The organism is Janthinobacterium sp. RA13 (assembly GCF_000745325.1).
In the GTDB taxonomy this organism is placed as follows: domain Bacteria; phylum Pseudomonadota; class Gammaproteobacteria; order Burkholderiales; family Burkholderiaceae_D; genus Janthinobacterium; species Janthinobacterium rivuli.
The window spans coordinates 2,257,660-2,271,611 of sequence record NZ_JQNP01000001.1; the positions used below are offsets into that span (position 1 = coordinate 2,257,660).

Below are 13,952 nucleotides of genomic sequence, written 5' to 3' on the forward strand. Positions count from 1 at the left end.
CTCACCTCAGCCGCGCCGTGCGCCAGGCCAGCAGCGCCGCCAGCACGAGCAGCGCGGCGCTGGCCGTGAAGGTAGCGCGAAAGCCGTAGCCGTCGAGCAGGATGCCGCCCACGGTGGAACCGAAGCCGATGCACAGCTGGACGACGGCCACCATCAGGCCGCCACCGGCTTCGGCGTCATCAGGCAAGGTCTGCGCCAGCCACGACCACCAGCCCGTGGGCGCGGCCGTCGCCAGCAATCCCCATAGCCCCAGCAGCACGAAGACGGGCGCCAGCTCGTCGCCGAACGCCAGCAGGGCCAGCGCGATGGCGGCCATCAGCAAGGGGATGGCGACCAGCGTGCGGTACAGGCCACGCCGCAGCGCGACGCCGATCAGCGCCGTGCCGATGAAGCCGGCCACGCCGATCGCCAGCAGCAGCATCGACAAGGTGGGCACGCCGACGCGCGTGACGTTTTCCAGGAACGGTCGCACATAGGTAAACAGCACGAACTGCCCCATGAAGAACGCGCCGACGGCCAGCATGCCCAGGGCGACCTGGCGGCGTTCGAGCAGGCGCAAGACCTGGCCGGAACGGGCCGAACGCGGCGCCGCCGGCATCGATGGCAGGCTGCACCACTGCCAGGCCAGCGCCAGCAGCGCCACCGGCGCCAGGCACAGGAAGGCGCCGCGCCAGCCGATGCTGGCGCCCAGATAGCTGCCCAGCGGCGCGGCCACCACAGTCGCCAGCGCATTGCCGCCGTTGAAGATGGCCAGCGCCCTGGGCACGCTGTGGCTGGGCACGAGGCGCATCGCCACGGCCACCGACATCGACCAGAATCCCCCCACCACAACGCCGATCAGCGCGCGCCCCGCCATGTACATCGCGTAGCTGGTGGCCAGCCCCACCACCAGCGCCGACACGCACATCAGGCCCGTCAACAGCAGCAGCAAGGTCTTGCGGTTCATCGATGCCGCCAGGGTAGCGATGGACAGGCTGGCCAGCACGGCGAAGGCGCCCGAGATGGCGATGCCATAGCCGGCCAGGCCTTCGCTGACGTGCAAGTCCGCCGCCAAGGGCGTGAGCAGGCTGACCGGCATGAATTCGGAGGCGATCAGGGTGAACACGCACAGGGTTATGGCAAAGATGCCGCCCCAGAACGCGGGCGCTGCCGCCTCGCTGCGGACCGCGCTCATGCCGCCAGGGCGCGCTGGAAGAACGACGTCAGCTTGTCCCACGGGATCAGGGTCACGCGGTCATACAGGTCGACGTGGCCGGCGCCGGCAACGTAATGGAGTTCCTTCGGCTCGGCGGCGCGCCGGTAGGCATCCTCGCTGAACTCCTTCGAGTGCGCCTGGTCGCCAGTGATGAACAGCAGCGGACGGGGCGAGATCGTCTCGATATCCATGAAGGGATAGAAATTCATGAACTTCACATTGCTGCTCAAGGTGGGACGGGTGGCGCGCTCGGGCAGCTGGCCGGCCGGGATGTAGGCGCCGCGCCGCGTGCGGTAGAAATCGTGGAATTCGCGTTCGATGGGCCCCGCGTTGGCGCTCAGCTCGGGCAAGGTGCCGCTCGTGTAGGCGGTGGCGCCGCCGGCAAACTCCACCTGGCGCTGGCGCGCGGCCGCGGCGATATACGCCTGGCGCTGCGCCAGCGTTTGCGAGCGGCGCAAGCCATGGCGGCTGACGCTGCCCATGTCGTACATGCTCACCGTGGCGACGGCCTTGATGCGCGGGTCGATCTTGGCCGCGCTGATGACAAAGCTGCCGCTGCCGCAAATGCCAATGGCGGCGATGCGTTCGCTGTCGACAAGCGCTTGTGCGCCGAGAAAATCGACGGCCGCGCTGAAATCCTCGGCGTAGATATCGGGCGAGACGGCGTTGCGCGGCCGCCCTTCGCTCTCGCCCCAGAACGACAGGTCCAGCGACAGGGCGACGAAGCCCTGCTCGGCCATTTTGGTCGCATACAAGTTCGCGCTTTGCTCCTTGACCGCGCCCATCGGGTGGCCAACGATGATGGCGGCGTGCCGACGAGCGGGGTCCAGCTGCGCCGGCAGGAACAGATTGCCGGCAACCGTCATCTGGTACTGGTTTCGGAAGCGCACCGGCTGCACCGTCACCTTGCCGCTTTTGTAGAAATTGTCGGCGCCATCGGGCATGGCCGGCAAGGCCGGCGCGGCGGTGGCGAAAATGGGTGCGCCCAGGACGGATAGGACGCCCAGTGCCGCCATGCCCGTGCCCGCTGCCTTGACGAATTCGCGGCGGCCAGCTGTCGTTTTCATGCGTGTTGTCTTCATGCCCATGCTCCTTTAAAAGTCAGGGCACCATCTTGACGCAGGCAAGCTCTTTTGATTAGCGGGTACAATCTTGATGTAGTTATGAGAAAAATTCAGTAATGAGCCAAGCCAAAGTCAACGATCTGCAAGCCTTCCTCGCCGTGGCGCGGGAACGCAGCTTTACCAGGGCCGCCGCCAGGCTGGGCATCACCGCGTCCGCGCTCAGCCATACCATCCGCACCCTGGAAGAACGGCTGGGCGTGCGCCTGCTGGCGCGCACCACGCGCAACGTGGCGCCCACCGACGCGGGTGAAAAGCTCATGCTGGCCATCGCGCCCCTGTTCGAGCAGATCGCCGCCGAGGTCGAGGCGCTGGGCGCGCTGCGCGACAAGCCCAGGGGCACCATCCGCGTCACCTGCACCGACGACCATATCGAATTGCTGCTGCGGCCCATGCTGGCCGGCTTCCTGCGCGACTATCCCGACATCACGCTGGAACTGGTGGTCGACTACGGCTTTACGAACGTCGTCGAGCAGCGCTTCGACGCCGGCATCCGCCTGGGCGAAGCCATCAGCAAGGACATGATCGCCGTGCGCATCGGCCCCGACTGGCGCCTGGCCGTGGTAGGGTCGCCCGCCTATTTCGCGCGCCATGGCGCACCCGCGACGCCGCATGCGCTGACGGAATACGCCTGCGTGAATATCCGCCACCGGCCCGCTGGCGCCATCTACGCGTGGGAATTCGAAAAGGATGGGCAAGCCTTTGCCGTCAAGGCCGAAGGCCAGCTGGTCTTCAACAGCATCATGCACGTGCTCAATGCGGCGCTCGACGGCATCGGCCTGGCCTACGTGCCCGAGCCGCTGCTGGCGCCCTACCTGGCCGATGGCCGGCTGGTCGAAATCCTCGCCGACTGGTGTCCCACCTTCCAGGGCTACCATCTGTACTACCCGAACCGGCGCCAGGCCACGCCCGCGTTTTCAGCCTTCGTGGAGGCGCTGCGCTACCGCGCCTGATTTGGGCACGCTATGGCCACATTTTTGCGCGCCAGCCAGGCCAGCGGCAGCAAGGCGAGCAAGGCTGCCGCCACGCCGGCCCATGGCGACAAGGCCATCATGTGGCGCGAGACCATCAGCGCACCGAGCATGGAACCGAAGGAAATGCCGAGATTGAACGCGGAAATGTTCAGGCCCGAGGCAAAATCGACGGCTTGCGGCGTGTAGCGCTCGGCCGTGGCCAGCATGCCGGCCTGCAGGGCGGGCGACAGGCCAAAGGCGAACACGCCCCAGACGAACAGCATCACCGTCATCATCCAGGGTGAACTGATGCTCAGCGCCACGCCCGCCTGCGTGACGGCCAGCAACAGCAGCATCAGGCGCAAGGCCTTTTGCCATCCCAGGTGACTGGTCAGGTAGCCGCCCGCCAGGTTGCCGGCAAAGGTGGCGATGCCGAACACGATCAGCAAGGCGCTGGCCATGGTGGCGGAAAAACCCGTCACATCCGTCAGGATGGGCGTAATGAACGTGAAGGCGGCAAAGCTGCTGCCAAAGCCAAACGTCGTCACGGCCATCATGGTGATAATGGAGCCGCTGCCGAGGGCCGCCAGCTGCGTCATGGCCTTGCCGCCCTTGCCCTGCTGCAAACCGGCCGGCAGCCAGCGCGCCATGGCGCCCAGGCCCAGCGCGGCCAAGACCACCACGGCAAAGAAGGGCAAGCGCCAGCCCATCAGGTTGCCCAGAAAACTGCCGAAGGGCACGCCGATCACCATGGCCAAGGTCAATCCCGCAAACATGACGGAAATCGCCCTGCCCGCCTGTTCCTTGCTGACCAGGCTGGCCGCCACGGTGGCGCCGATGGCAAAGTAGGTGCCGTGCGCCACGGCCGTGATGACCCGCCCCAGCAGCAACAATTCAAACGTGTGCGAGAAGGCGGCCAGCAGGTTGCCGGCAAGGAACACGCTCATCAGCCCCAGCAGGGCCGCCTTGCGTGGCAGGCGCGACATCAGCAGCACCAGCAGCGGCGTGCCGATGGCCAGCGCCAGCGCATACAGGCTCACCAGCGAGCCGGCAGATTCGATGGAAATCTGCAAATCTTTCGCGATGGTGGGCAGGATGCCGACGACGATGAATTCAGTGACGCCGATGGCAAAGGCGCCGACGGCCAGCGCCAGCACGCCGGGCGGCATCTTGCTGGAATGAGGTGAAACAGGACTTGCGGTGGTCATGGCAGTTCTCCGGCAGAGTTCAAGCCAGCCAGTGTATCGGGCATTCCGCTTTTGATATAGACTCCAATAATGGAAACACCTGTGAAATGGATTCAATAATGGCCAGGCAAGACATCAACCGTGCGTTCGAGATGGCCGTGTTTGTGGCCGTGGTGGAAACGGGCGCCTTTTCCGCCGCCGCGCGCCGCCTGGCCTTGACGCCGTCGGCCGTCAGCAAGCTCGTCAATCGCCTGGAAGCGCGGCTGGGCGCACGACTGCTCCAGCGCAGCACGCGCCAGCTGCACACGACGCCCGAGGGCGACGCTTTCTTCGTGCAATGCAAGCGCATCCTCGACGATATCGATGGCGCCGAGCGCGAAGCATCGCAGGGGGCGGCGCCGCGCGGACGCCTGCGCATCAACTGTTTCGTGCCGTTCGGCGTGCGCCATCTGCTGCCGATCCTGCCCGAGTTCGCGCAGCGCTATCCCGACATCGTGCTTGACGTCGTCGTCAGCGACGCCATCGTCGACTTGCTGGAAGACCGCACCGACATCGCCATCCGCACGGGCAAGCTGAAGGAATCGAACCTGGTGGCGCGCAAACTCGGCGAAGACGCGATGGTCGTCGTGGCGTCGCCCGCCTACGCGGCACGGCACGGCCTGCCGCGCACGCCGCAGGAATTGTCTTCACATAATCTGCTGGCCTTCAACTTCCGCTGCCAGAACGAAACCTGGCCCTTTCTCGATGAAACGGGCAACACCGTGCAAGTGGCGCCGCAGGGCAATACCTGCGTCAGCGATGGCGAAAGCATGCGCCAGCTGGTGCTGGCAGGCATGGGACTGGGACGCTTTTCACGCCAGCACGTGCTGCGCGATATCGAGCGAGGCGATTTGTTCCCCGTGCTGCAGGACTACAATCCCGGCGACAAGGAACTCGTGCACGCCGTCTTCGTGGGACCGGGTTTGCAGGTGCCGGCCAGGGTGCGCGTGATGCTTGATTACCTGCTGGAAAAAGTGCAGCTGGGGTGAGCGCCGCCGACACACATCGCGTCTTATAATCGGCCGTACCATTGAACTTCCAGGGAGCCGCGCCATGCACGATGACTTGATCCACACCTTGCAAACCCGCTTCAGCCAGCACATTCACCGCCATCCGCAATGGACGTGGGACAAGGTGCTGGCGCGGCTGAACGCCGCTCCTGCCAGCCTGGCGGTATTGCAGCAAATGGAAGACACGGGCGGCGAACCGGACGTCATCGGGCACGCCGGCGACACGGGCGCCGTCACGTTTTGCGATTGTTCGGCAGAAAGCCCGCTCGGCCGGCGCAGCCTGTGTTTCGATGCTGATGCCCTGGCCGCGCGCAAGGCCAACAAGCCGGCCGGCAGCGCCATGGCCATGGCGCAAACGATGGGGGTCACACTGCTGACGGAAACGCAGTACCGCCAGTTGCAGGAACTGGAACCGTTCGACCGGAAAACGTCGAGCTGGATCGCCACGCCGGACAGCATCCGGGCGCTGGGCGGCGCCCTGTTTTGCGACCGCCGCTATGACCAGGTCTTCGTCTACCACAATGGCGCCGAATCGTATTATGCGAGCCGGGGTTTCCGTGGGCGACTAACCGTCTGACAATCGCCGGCTCAGGCCAGCTCCTCCAGCCGCAACTGCCGGCCTTCATCGAGCATCAGCTCGAACTCGGCCGCCGTCACGGCCGGGCTGAACAGATAACCTTGCAGCTGGTCGCAGCCGAGTTCGCGCAAGAAGCGCATCTGCTCGGCCGTTTCCACCCCTTCGGCGACGATTTCCTGGCGCAGCTGCTGCGCCATGGTGACGATGGCGCGGGCGATGGCGCAATCGTTTTCCTCGAAGGGCAAGCCGATGACGAAGGAGCGGTCGATTTTCAGTGTGCTGATGGGGAATTTCTTCAGGTACGCGAGGCTGGAATAGCCGGTGCCGAAGTCGTCCAGCGCCAGCGCCAGGCCCATGGCCACCAGCTGGTTCATGATGTCGATCACTTTGTCGGCGCCGCGCATCAGCAGGCTTTCCGTGATTTCCAGCATGATCTGGTCGGGCCGCACGCCGTAGCGTTCCAGCACGGCCGCTATGCGCGCCGGCAACTGTTCATCGAACTGGCGCGCCGACAGGTTGACGGCGATGGCCGGCATGTGCAGGCCACGGTCTTCCCAGTTGCGGATCTGGCGGCAGGCCTCGTCCAGCACCCACGTGCCCAGCTCCAGAATCAAACTGGTTTCCTCGGCAACGGGAATGAACAGGCCGGGCGAGACCATGCCGCGCATCGGATGCTTCCAGCGCAGCAAGGCTTCCGCGCCGACGATGCGCCCGCTGGCCAGGCTCACTTTCGGCTGGTAATGCAACTCCAGCTCCTTGTCGCCCAGGGCCAGCCGCATTTCGCTTTCCAGGCGCAAATGCTCCTTGGCCCGGCGGTTCATGTCTTCGCGGTAAAACAGGAAGGTCGATTCGATCGTCTGCCCCGCCTTGGCCACGGCCACGTCGGCAAAACGGAACAGGGCTGGCGCTTCCAGGCCGTCTTCCGGATACACGGTGATGCCGATGCTGGCACCCACGTGCAGCGCGTGGGCATCGATATTGATCGGCGCCTCGAGCAGGTTGAGCAGCTTTTGCGCCACATTCGCCGCGTGTTCGCGCTTTTCGATATGCAGCAGGGCCACGACGAATTTGCTGTTGTCGACGCGCGCCAGGATGTCGGCGTCGCGCAGGGCGCCACGGAACAGCTGGCCGATGGCGATCACCAGCTGGTCGCCCACTTCATGGCCCAGGGTGTCGCTGATGGAACCGATGCGGCTGATGTCGATGACCATCAGCGCGCCATGCGTGCCTTGCCGTTTCGCTTCGGCCAGGCCCTGGTCGACCAGTTGGTTCAACAGGCAGCGGTTGGGCAAGCCCGTCAGGCTGTCGTAGTTGGCCATGCGCTGCATGCGCGCTTCGGCATCCTTGTGCACCGAGATATCGGAAAACAGGGAAAACACGTGGCTGATTTCGCCGAATTCGTCGCGCACGACGCTGATGGTGACGTCTTGCGGGAACAGTTCGCCATTCTTGCGCTTGCCGATGATTTCGCCGCGCCAGGAGCCGTGGCCGCGCATGGCGGCGCGCACCTTGGCGCGGAAATCGGGGTCGTGCACGCCCGAGCGCAGCAAGTCCGGCGTGCGGCCGATGGCTTCGGCCGGCGAATAGCCGGTGATGCGGGAAAACGAACTGTTGATCGAGACGATGCGCTCTTCCGCATCCGTGATCAGCACGGCTTGCTCGCTGTCTTCGATGATGCGTGCGTGCAACCTCACCTTGTCCACGTCGGACAGCGGCTCGCTCATGGCCGACAGGCGCACGGCCATGCCGCAGGCCTTGCCGGCCTGGTCGTGGATCACGTGGCGGTGCATGCGCAGCCACGTCACCATGCCCGACTTCTTGCGCCGGCGCACATCGGTGGCCACGTCGCCCTGGGTGAAATGCAACTCCAGCACGCTCGCTTCCGCGTCGTCTTCCGGATACAAAAACAGGATGTGCTGGCCCAGCGCTTCCAGTTCGGAATAGCCGAACATCTGTTCGGCGCCATGGTTCCAGCCGATCAAAAAGCCGTCGGGATCGATTTCCAGCAAGGCGTCGGGGGGCGCCACGCGCACCACGGGGCGGCTGGCGCCGCGCAGCCGCTCCAGTTCCTCCTCCAGCCGCGCCAGGGTGGCGGCCTGCTGCGGCCCCGCCTGTTCACGGGCATCCTGGGCCAGGCGCAGGCACAGCGCAACCTTCGCCTCAAGCATGGCATCCCCACTCGTGGGCCAGGTCAGGGGAAGGTATCAGGGGCGCTGCGGTGTGTGTAATCATCAAAATCCCACTGTGGGGCATACAAGTCGGAGCAGAAAGACGGTCGAAATACTGCGAATATGGTAACTTAAAAATGTTGGCGTATGTCAACATTTTAAGACCTACGCCGAATGGCCCGGCAGATGCTGCGCCAGGCGTGCAAACACATCCGGTTCGCGCATGCGCGCCATCCACCAGCGCAATGCGGCGCCGTCCTCGCCCACTCGCCAGGCCAGGTAAAACGTTTCCGACGGTTTCGGTTCTTCCACGGCCTTTTCCACCAGCAAGCCGCGCGCGATGGCGGCCCGCGCGCACGGCCCCGGCAGGAAGCCAAAGCCCAGCCCCAGCACCTGGTAATCGAACTTGACCTGCATGTTTGGCACGCTCAAGGCATCCTGCCCCAGCAGCAAACCCACCGTGCGCGGCGCCATCTGGCGCGCCGAATCGGCCACCACCACGGCCCGGTATTGCTGCAGGTGGCCGCGCGACAACGGTTCCTGCACCTGGGCCAGCGGGTGCGTGGGCGCCACGGTAAACACGAAGTCGAGCATGCCGATCGGCTGCGCGATATAGCCGCCGCCGGCCGGCCCGTCGCCGGGCGCGCCCACCAGCAAGTCGGCGCGCCGGTCCAGCAGCGCTTCCCACGTGCCCGACAGCGTGTCTTGCGACAGGCGCAGGCGCGTCTGCTGCGCCACGTCGTAAAAGGCGCGCACGTCGTCGGCCAGGGCCACGGCGGAAAACATGGAATCGATGCCGATGGACAATTCCGTTTCCCAGCCAGACGCCACCCTGCGCACGCGGTGCTCGAGGTCCTGCGCCGCCTTCAATAGATAACGGCCTTCTTTCAGCAATTCCTGGCCGGCCGCCGTCAGCATGACTTTCGGGCCATTGCGCTGGAACACCTGCACGCCCAGGTCATCTTCCAGCTTGGCCACCGTATAGGAAATGGTGGACGGGACTTTATGCAATTCCTTGCCGGCCGACGAGAACGATCCGCGGCGGTCGATGGCGTCAACGATTTGCAGGGCTTCCAGGCTCAGTCTTAACATTCGATTTTTTCGATCATAGGTCGCAAGATTTTCCGTTTTTCTTTCGCCGAACAGGGGTCTATACTTTGTTCATCGTACAGCGAAGGGCAGAGGCCACGGCACAGCGCCAGGCAACGGTCCTTCGAAATTATCGCACATTAACTTATAGAAACGGAGTCCACCATGTTACAGATTCGTCATAGCGAAGAACGCGGCGCCGCCAACCACGGCTGGCTCAATTCCCACCACAGCTTTTCCTTCGGCAGCTACCACGATCCGCTGCACATGGGCTTTGGCCCCCTGCTGGTGATCAATGAAGACCGGGTCACGCCTGGCCAGGGTTTCGGCACGCACGGCCACCGCGACATGGAAATCATTTCGTATGTGCTCGACGGCGCGCTGGAACACAAGGACAGCATGGGCACCGGTTCCGTCCTGCACTACGGCGATGTGCAGCGCATGAGCGCCGGCAGCGGCGTGCGCCATAGCGAGTTCAACCACTCGGCAACGGATGGCTTGCACTTCCTGCAGATCTGGATCCAGCCGAACGTGACGGGCATTCCCCCCAGCTATGAAGAGAAACACTTCACGCCGGACAGCAAACGGGGCAAGCTGCGCCTGATCGCCTCTTCCGACGGCCGCCAGGGTTCCGTGCTGATCCACCAGAATGCGGCCATCTACGCCAGCATCCTGCAGGAAGGCGAACAGGCCGAACATGCGCTCGACGAAGGCCGCCTCGCCTATGTGCACCTGATCCGCGGCAGCCTGGTCGTCAACGGCACGCCCTTGAAAGCGGGCGATGCGCTGAAACTGACGCAGGAAGCGGCCGTGATCATCACTCAGCCGGAAGATGCGGAATTCCTGCTCTTCGACCTGCCTAAATAATTGATAAATACAACGAAAGAGAAAATCATGGAAAACAGAAGCAACGTATTGCTGCCCCTCGGCCGTGCCGCCCTTGGCGTGCTGTTCTTTGTCTCGGGCTTGCTGAAAATCGGCGGTTTTGCCGGTGTGGCCGGCTACATGGCCAGCCAGGGCTTGCCCATCGCCAATATCTTGCTGGTCGGCGTGATCGTGCTGGAAGTGGGCGGCGGCTTGCTCTTGATCACGGGCTGGCAGGCGCGCTGGGCGGCGCTGGCCCTGGCGCTGTTCCTGATCCCGACGACGCTCATCTTCCACGCCTTCTGGAGCGCCGATGCGGCCCACTTTCAGGACCAGCTGACGAACTTCCTGAAGAACCTGTCCATCTTCGGCGGCATGCTCTTGCTGGTGGAGCGCGGTTTTCGCCAGACCAAATAAGACCAAGGCTGCCTGACCGGACGGGCCCGTCATCGACGCGGCCCGCCCGGCCGGCGGCCTGTCATTGTTTTGTCATCAGGCTGACATGGCGCTGTCACATTAACTGATTATCATCCGGTTGCCCTTAAATCACGCAACCACAGGACATCGCAGCCCATGAACAAGCCCAACGATCTGGCCATCAGCGCCACCGATCTGAACGACATTGACAGCCAAGCGTCCCACGACAACCATTTCAACAGCATCCTGAACGCCCGCCTGAGCCGCCGTAACTGGCTGCGCGGCAGCGCCGTCACGGCCGCGACCGCCGTCATGGGTTCGATGGGCCTGTCCGCCTGCGGTGGCGGCAGCGACGCGGCGGCCGTCACGCCAACGCCAACCCCAACACCCGAGAAACTGCTGGCCTTCACGGCCGTGCCGAAAAGCCTGGCCGACGTCGTGTCGGTACCGGCCGGCTACACGGCCACAGCCCTGTACGCGCTGGGCGACTCGCTGCGCGCGGCCACGCCAGCCTACAAGAACGATGGCAGCGATACCGATTTCGACAACCGCGCCGGCGACCACCACGACGGCATGGAATACTACGGCCTGTCCGCCGCCGGTGCGCCGCTGGCGTCCGGCGCCGAACGTGGCTTGCTGGCGATGAACCACGAAGCGACCACGGACGAAAAACTGTCCTCGCACTTCCTGCACGTGAATGGCGGCACCACCTCGCTGCCCCGCCCTGCGGCCGAAGTCGACAAGGAAGTCGCCGTCCACGGCCTGAGCGTAGTGGAAGTCAAGAAGACGGGCAGCGCCTGGGCCACCGTCAACGATTCCGCCTTCAACCGCCGGGTCACGCCGCTGACGGACATCGAGATTGCCGGTCCCGTGCGCGGCAACGCCCTCGTGGTCACCAAGTATTCGCCGACCGGTACCAAGACGCGCGGCACCATCAATAACTGCGGCACGGGCAAGTCGCCTTGGGGCAGCTACCTGTCCGGCGAAGAAAACTGGGCCGGCTACTTCACCCGCTCGGCCACCGACAACGCGGCACGCGGCGACAAATCCGTCGTTTCGCTGAACCGCTATGGCCGCAGCCAGGGCGGCGCCTCGCGCCACGGCTGGGAAACGGGCGGCAGCGACGACAAGTACGCGCGCTGGAACCTGAGCAAGATCGGCGCCTCGACCAACGGCAGCGACGACTACCGCAATGAATTGAACGGCATGGGCTACATCGTCGAGATGGACCCGTACGACAAGACCAAAGCCATCCGCAAGCGCACGGCCCTGGGCCGCTACGCGCACGAAAGCGCCGCCTTCAGCGTGCCGGCCGTGGGCCAGCAGCTGGCCGTGTACATGGGCGACGATTCACGCAACGAGTACATCTACAAATTCGTCACGACGGCCGTCTGGGCCGCCGCCGACGCGAACCCGGCTGACCGTATCGCCACCGGCGACAAATACCTCGATTCGGGCAAGCTGTACGTGGCCAAGCTGGCCGCCGACGGCACGGGCCAGTGGATCGAGCTGGCCATGTCGAACGCGCAGATCCAGGCCTACGGCGCCTACAAGTTCGCCGACCTGGCCGACGTGCTGGTGAATGCCCGCCTGGCGGCCGACGCCGTGGGCGCGACAAAAATGGATCGCCCGGAATGGTGCTCGGTCAACCCGGCGAATGGCGAGATCTATTACACGCTGACCAACAACTCGAACCGCACCGTCAATCCGAGCGGCTCGTCGCAACTGGCGCCGGACAGCGCCAACCCGCGCGCCTATACGGACATGAAGGGCCGCAGCGCGCAAAACGGCAATCCGAACGGCCACATCATCCGCTTCAAGGAAGGCACGGGCGCGGCCGCGGCCACCAGCTTTACGTGGGATGTCTACCTGTTTGGCTCCGAGAGCGGCGCCGACGCCAGCAAGATCAACCTGTCGAACCTGACGGCCGACCAGGATTTCTCCAGCCCTGACGGCCTGGCCTTCAGCCCCTACACGGGCATCTGCTGGATCCAGACGGACGATGGCGCGTACACGGACGTGACCAACTGCATGATGCTGGCCGCCATTCCAGGCAAGGTCGGCGACGGCGCCAAATCGACCCTGAACTACGCGACGGCGGCCGGCGGCAACCTGGCCGTCGACACCTTCATCGGCAAGAAACCCACGGCCGACACGCTTAAGCGCTTCCTGGTGGGGCCGGTCGGCTCGGAAATCACGGGCATCAGCGAAACGCCTGACGGCAAGACCATGTTCATCAACATCCAGCATCCGGGCGAAAACACCTCGCTGGCGAATATCGGCGACCCATCCAAATACACGAGCCAATGGCCGGCCAACGCCGGTTATGGCGCCGGCAAGCGTCCGCGCTCGGCCACCATCGTGATCACCAAGAACGACGGCGGACGCATCGGCAGCTGATGGACCGTGCCTGGCGGAGGCATCCGCCAGGCAAAGCCAGCAATGCACCTTGTAAAAGGAGGAAGTGCCCCTAAGTAAGGTTTATCACCAGACATTGCAACGACCGAATGGCAGCCAGGGAAAACGTTTCCCTGCTTTTTGGTATGATGGCAAGGCGCGCCGGCACCGGAGTGGTGTCGCGCGCCTTTTATTTTTGATAATTACTTATATGAGCACAACCATGCAAAGCGGCGCAGACCTCCTGGCGACAGGCGAATTGGATTACACGACTTCCTGCGCACTGCCGACGCCGTGGGCCCAGTTCACCCTGCACGCCTTTGTCGAGCACGCGACGGGCAAGGAACACCTGGCCATGGTGCTGGGCGATGTCGGCAACGGCGAACCGGTGCTGGCGCGCGTGCATTCCGAGTGCCTGACGGGCGACGTGCTGTTTTCGCAGCGCTGCGACTGCGGCGCCCAGCTCGAGGGCGCCTTGAAGCGCATCGCCGAAGAAGGTCGCGGCATCCTGCTGTACCTGCGCCAGGAAGGGCGCGGCATCGGCCTGATCAACAAGATCCGCGCCTACCGCCTGCAGGAAGCGGGCGCCGACACGGTGCAGGCGAATGAACAGCTGGGCTTCAAGGCCGACGCGCGCAACTACACCTTGTGCAAACCCATGTTCGCGCAATTCGGCATCCACAGCCTGCGCCTGATGACGAACAATCCGCGCAAAATCGCCGCCATGGAAGCGCTGGGCATCACGGTGGCCGAACGGGTGCCGCTGCTGGTCAACCGCAACGCCTTCAATCAGCACTACCTGAATACCAAGCAAAGCAAGCTCGGTCACATGATGACGCCGGAAACGGCGCCGGCACTGGAAGACGGCGCCCTGTAGTTCCCCGGGCTGGCGCGGAACGGCGTGTCACCCGGGCGCCGGCCTCACTCCGGCTCAC

12 protein-coding genes are annotated in these 13,952 nt (G+C 64.4%); 7 read left to right on the forward strand and 5 right to left on the reverse strand.

The annotated features are described in order from the left end of the window. Window position 1: 1 nt before the first annotated feature. Complete coding sequence (locus FG13_RS09865; protein WP_035820465.1) at window positions 2-1,174, reverse strand: MFS transporter; 1,173 nt, start codon at window positions 1,172-1,174, stop codon at window positions 2-4. After that, window positions 1,171-2,277, reverse strand: a complete 1,107-nt coding sequence (locus FG13_RS09870; RefSeq protein ID WP_235211709.1) for an alpha/beta hydrolase — start codon at window positions 2,275-2,277, stop codon at window positions 1,171-1,173. Before FG13_RS09870 ends, FG13_RS09865 begins: the two co-directional genes overlap by 4 nt. A 98-nt stretch (window positions 2,278-2,375) precedes the next feature. Here FG13_RS09870 and FG13_RS09875 point away from each other — a divergent pair, with 98 nt between their 5' ends. Then, on the forward strand, window positions 2,376-3,269 hold the full coding sequence (locus tag FG13_RS09875; RefSeq protein WP_035820467.1) for a LysR family transcriptional regulator: 894 nt from the start codon (window positions 2,376-2,378) through the stop codon (window positions 3,267-3,269). On the opposite strand, the gene FG13_RS09880 is transcribed toward FG13_RS09875, so the two are convergent. Then, window positions 3,257-4,477 carry an MFS transporter gene (locus tag FG13_RS09880; RefSeq protein WP_035820468.1) on the reverse strand — a complete coding sequence of 407 codons (1,221 nt, stop codon included), beginning with the start codon at window positions 4,475-4,477 and terminating at the stop codon, window positions 3,257-3,259. The two genes, FG13_RS09875 and FG13_RS09880, sit on opposite strands and share 13 nt — an antisense overlap. Window positions 4,478-4,575: 98 nt before the next feature. On the opposite strand from FG13_RS09880, the gene FG13_RS09885 reads away from it, so the two are divergent. Then, the gene (locus tag FG13_RS09885; protein ID WP_035820471.1) at window positions 4,576-5,484 is read left to right on the forward strand and encodes a LysR family transcriptional regulator; all 909 of its coding nucleotides are present in this window, start codon (window positions 4,576-4,578) and stop codon (window positions 5,482-5,484) included. Between the two features lie 64 nt (window positions 5,485-5,548). After that, a complete protein-coding gene (locus FG13_RS09890) occupies window positions 5,549-6,082 on the forward strand; it encodes a DUF4256 domain-containing protein (RefSeq protein WP_035820473.1) in 534 nt (177 codons plus the stop codon). 11 nt (window positions 6,083-6,093) lie between these two features. Here FG13_RS09890 and FG13_RS09895 read toward each other — a convergent pair whose 3' ends face one another. Continuing rightward, window positions 6,094-8,250, reverse strand: coding sequence for a putative bifunctional diguanylate cyclase/phosphodiesterase (locus FG13_RS09895; protein ID WP_035820474.1), 2,157 nt, complete (start codon window positions 8,248-8,250; stop codon window positions 6,094-6,096). 165 nt (window positions 8,251-8,415) lie between these two features. Then, window positions 8,416-9,342: a LysR family transcriptional regulator gene (locus FG13_RS09900; RefSeq protein ID WP_035820476.1), complete on the reverse strand. Its 927-nt coding sequence runs from the start codon at window positions 9,340-9,342 to the stop codon at window positions 8,416-8,418. 162 nt (window positions 9,343-9,504) lie between these two features. Here FG13_RS09900 and FG13_RS09905 point away from each other — a divergent pair, with 162 nt between their 5' ends. From FG13_RS09905 to ribA, 4 genes are all read left to right on the forward strand, one after another. Beyond that, window positions 9,505-10,206, forward strand: coding sequence for a pirin family protein (locus FG13_RS09905; RefSeq protein ID WP_035820478.1), 702 nt, complete (start codon window positions 9,505-9,507; stop codon window positions 10,204-10,206). 27 nt (window positions 10,207-10,233) lie between these two features. After that, window positions 10,234-10,620, forward strand: a complete 387-nt coding sequence (locus FG13_RS09910; RefSeq protein ID WP_035820481.1) for a DoxX family protein — start codon at window positions 10,234-10,236, stop codon at window positions 10,618-10,620. 156 nt (window positions 10,621-10,776) lie between these two features. After that, window positions 10,777-13,020, forward strand: a complete 2,244-nt coding sequence (locus FG13_RS09915; protein ID WP_035820482.1) for a PhoX family protein — start codon at window positions 10,777-10,779, stop codon at window positions 13,018-13,020. Window positions 13,021-13,240: 220 nt separating this feature from the next. Then, on the forward strand, window positions 13,241-13,894 hold the full coding sequence (gene ribA / locus FG13_RS09920) for a GTP cyclohydrolase II (RefSeq protein WP_035820484.1): 654 nt from the start codon (window positions 13,241-13,243) through the stop codon (window positions 13,892-13,894). Window positions 13,895-13,952: the final 58 nt, after the last annotated feature.

What these genes read in the sequence shown, in the direction of transcription:
- FG13_RS09865 (WP_035820465.1), bottom strand. Translation starts at nt 1,174, where the DNA reads ATGAGCGCGGTCCGCAGCGAGGCGGCAGCGCCCGCGTTCTGGGGCGGC.
- FG13_RS09870 (WP_235211709.1), bottom strand. Translation starts at nt 2,277, where the DNA reads ATGAAGACAACACGCATGAAAACGACAGCTGGCCGCCGCGAATTCGTC.
- FG13_RS09875 (WP_035820467.1), top strand. Translation starts at nt 2,376, where the DNA reads ATGAGCCAAGCCAAAGTCAACGATCTGCAAGCCTTCCTCGCCGTGGCG.
- FG13_RS09880 (WP_035820468.1), bottom strand. Translation starts at nt 4,477, where the DNA reads ATGACCACCGCAAGTCCTGTTTCACCTCATTCCAGCAAGATGCCGCCC.
- FG13_RS09885 (WP_035820471.1), top strand. Translation starts at nt 4,576, where the DNA reads ATGGCCAGGCAAGACATCAACCGTGCGTTCGAGATGGCCGTGTTTGTG.
- FG13_RS09890 (WP_035820473.1), top strand. Translation starts at nt 5,549, where the DNA reads ATGCACGATGACTTGATCCACACCTTGCAAACCCGCTTCAGCCAGCAC.
- FG13_RS09895 (WP_035820474.1), bottom strand. Translation starts at nt 8,250, where the DNA reads ATGCTTGAGGCGAAGGTTGCGCTGTGCCTGCGCCTGGCCCAGGATGCC.
- FG13_RS09900 (WP_035820476.1), bottom strand. Translation starts at nt 9,342, where the DNA reads ATGTTAAGACTGAGCCTGGAAGCCCTGCAAATCGTTGACGCCATCGAC.
- FG13_RS09905 (WP_035820478.1), top strand. Translation starts at nt 9,505, where the DNA reads ATGTTACAGATTCGTCATAGCGAAGAACGCGGCGCCGCCAACCACGGC.
- FG13_RS09910 (WP_035820481.1), top strand. Translation starts at nt 10,234, where the DNA reads ATGGAAAACAGAAGCAACGTATTGCTGCCCCTCGGCCGTGCCGCCCTT.
- FG13_RS09915 (WP_035820482.1), top strand. Translation starts at nt 10,777, where the DNA reads ATGAACAAGCCCAACGATCTGGCCATCAGCGCCACCGATCTGAACGAC.
- ribA (WP_035820484.1), top strand. Translation starts at nt 13,241, where the DNA reads ATGCAAAGCGGCGCAGACCTCCTGGCGACAGGCGAATTGGATTACACG.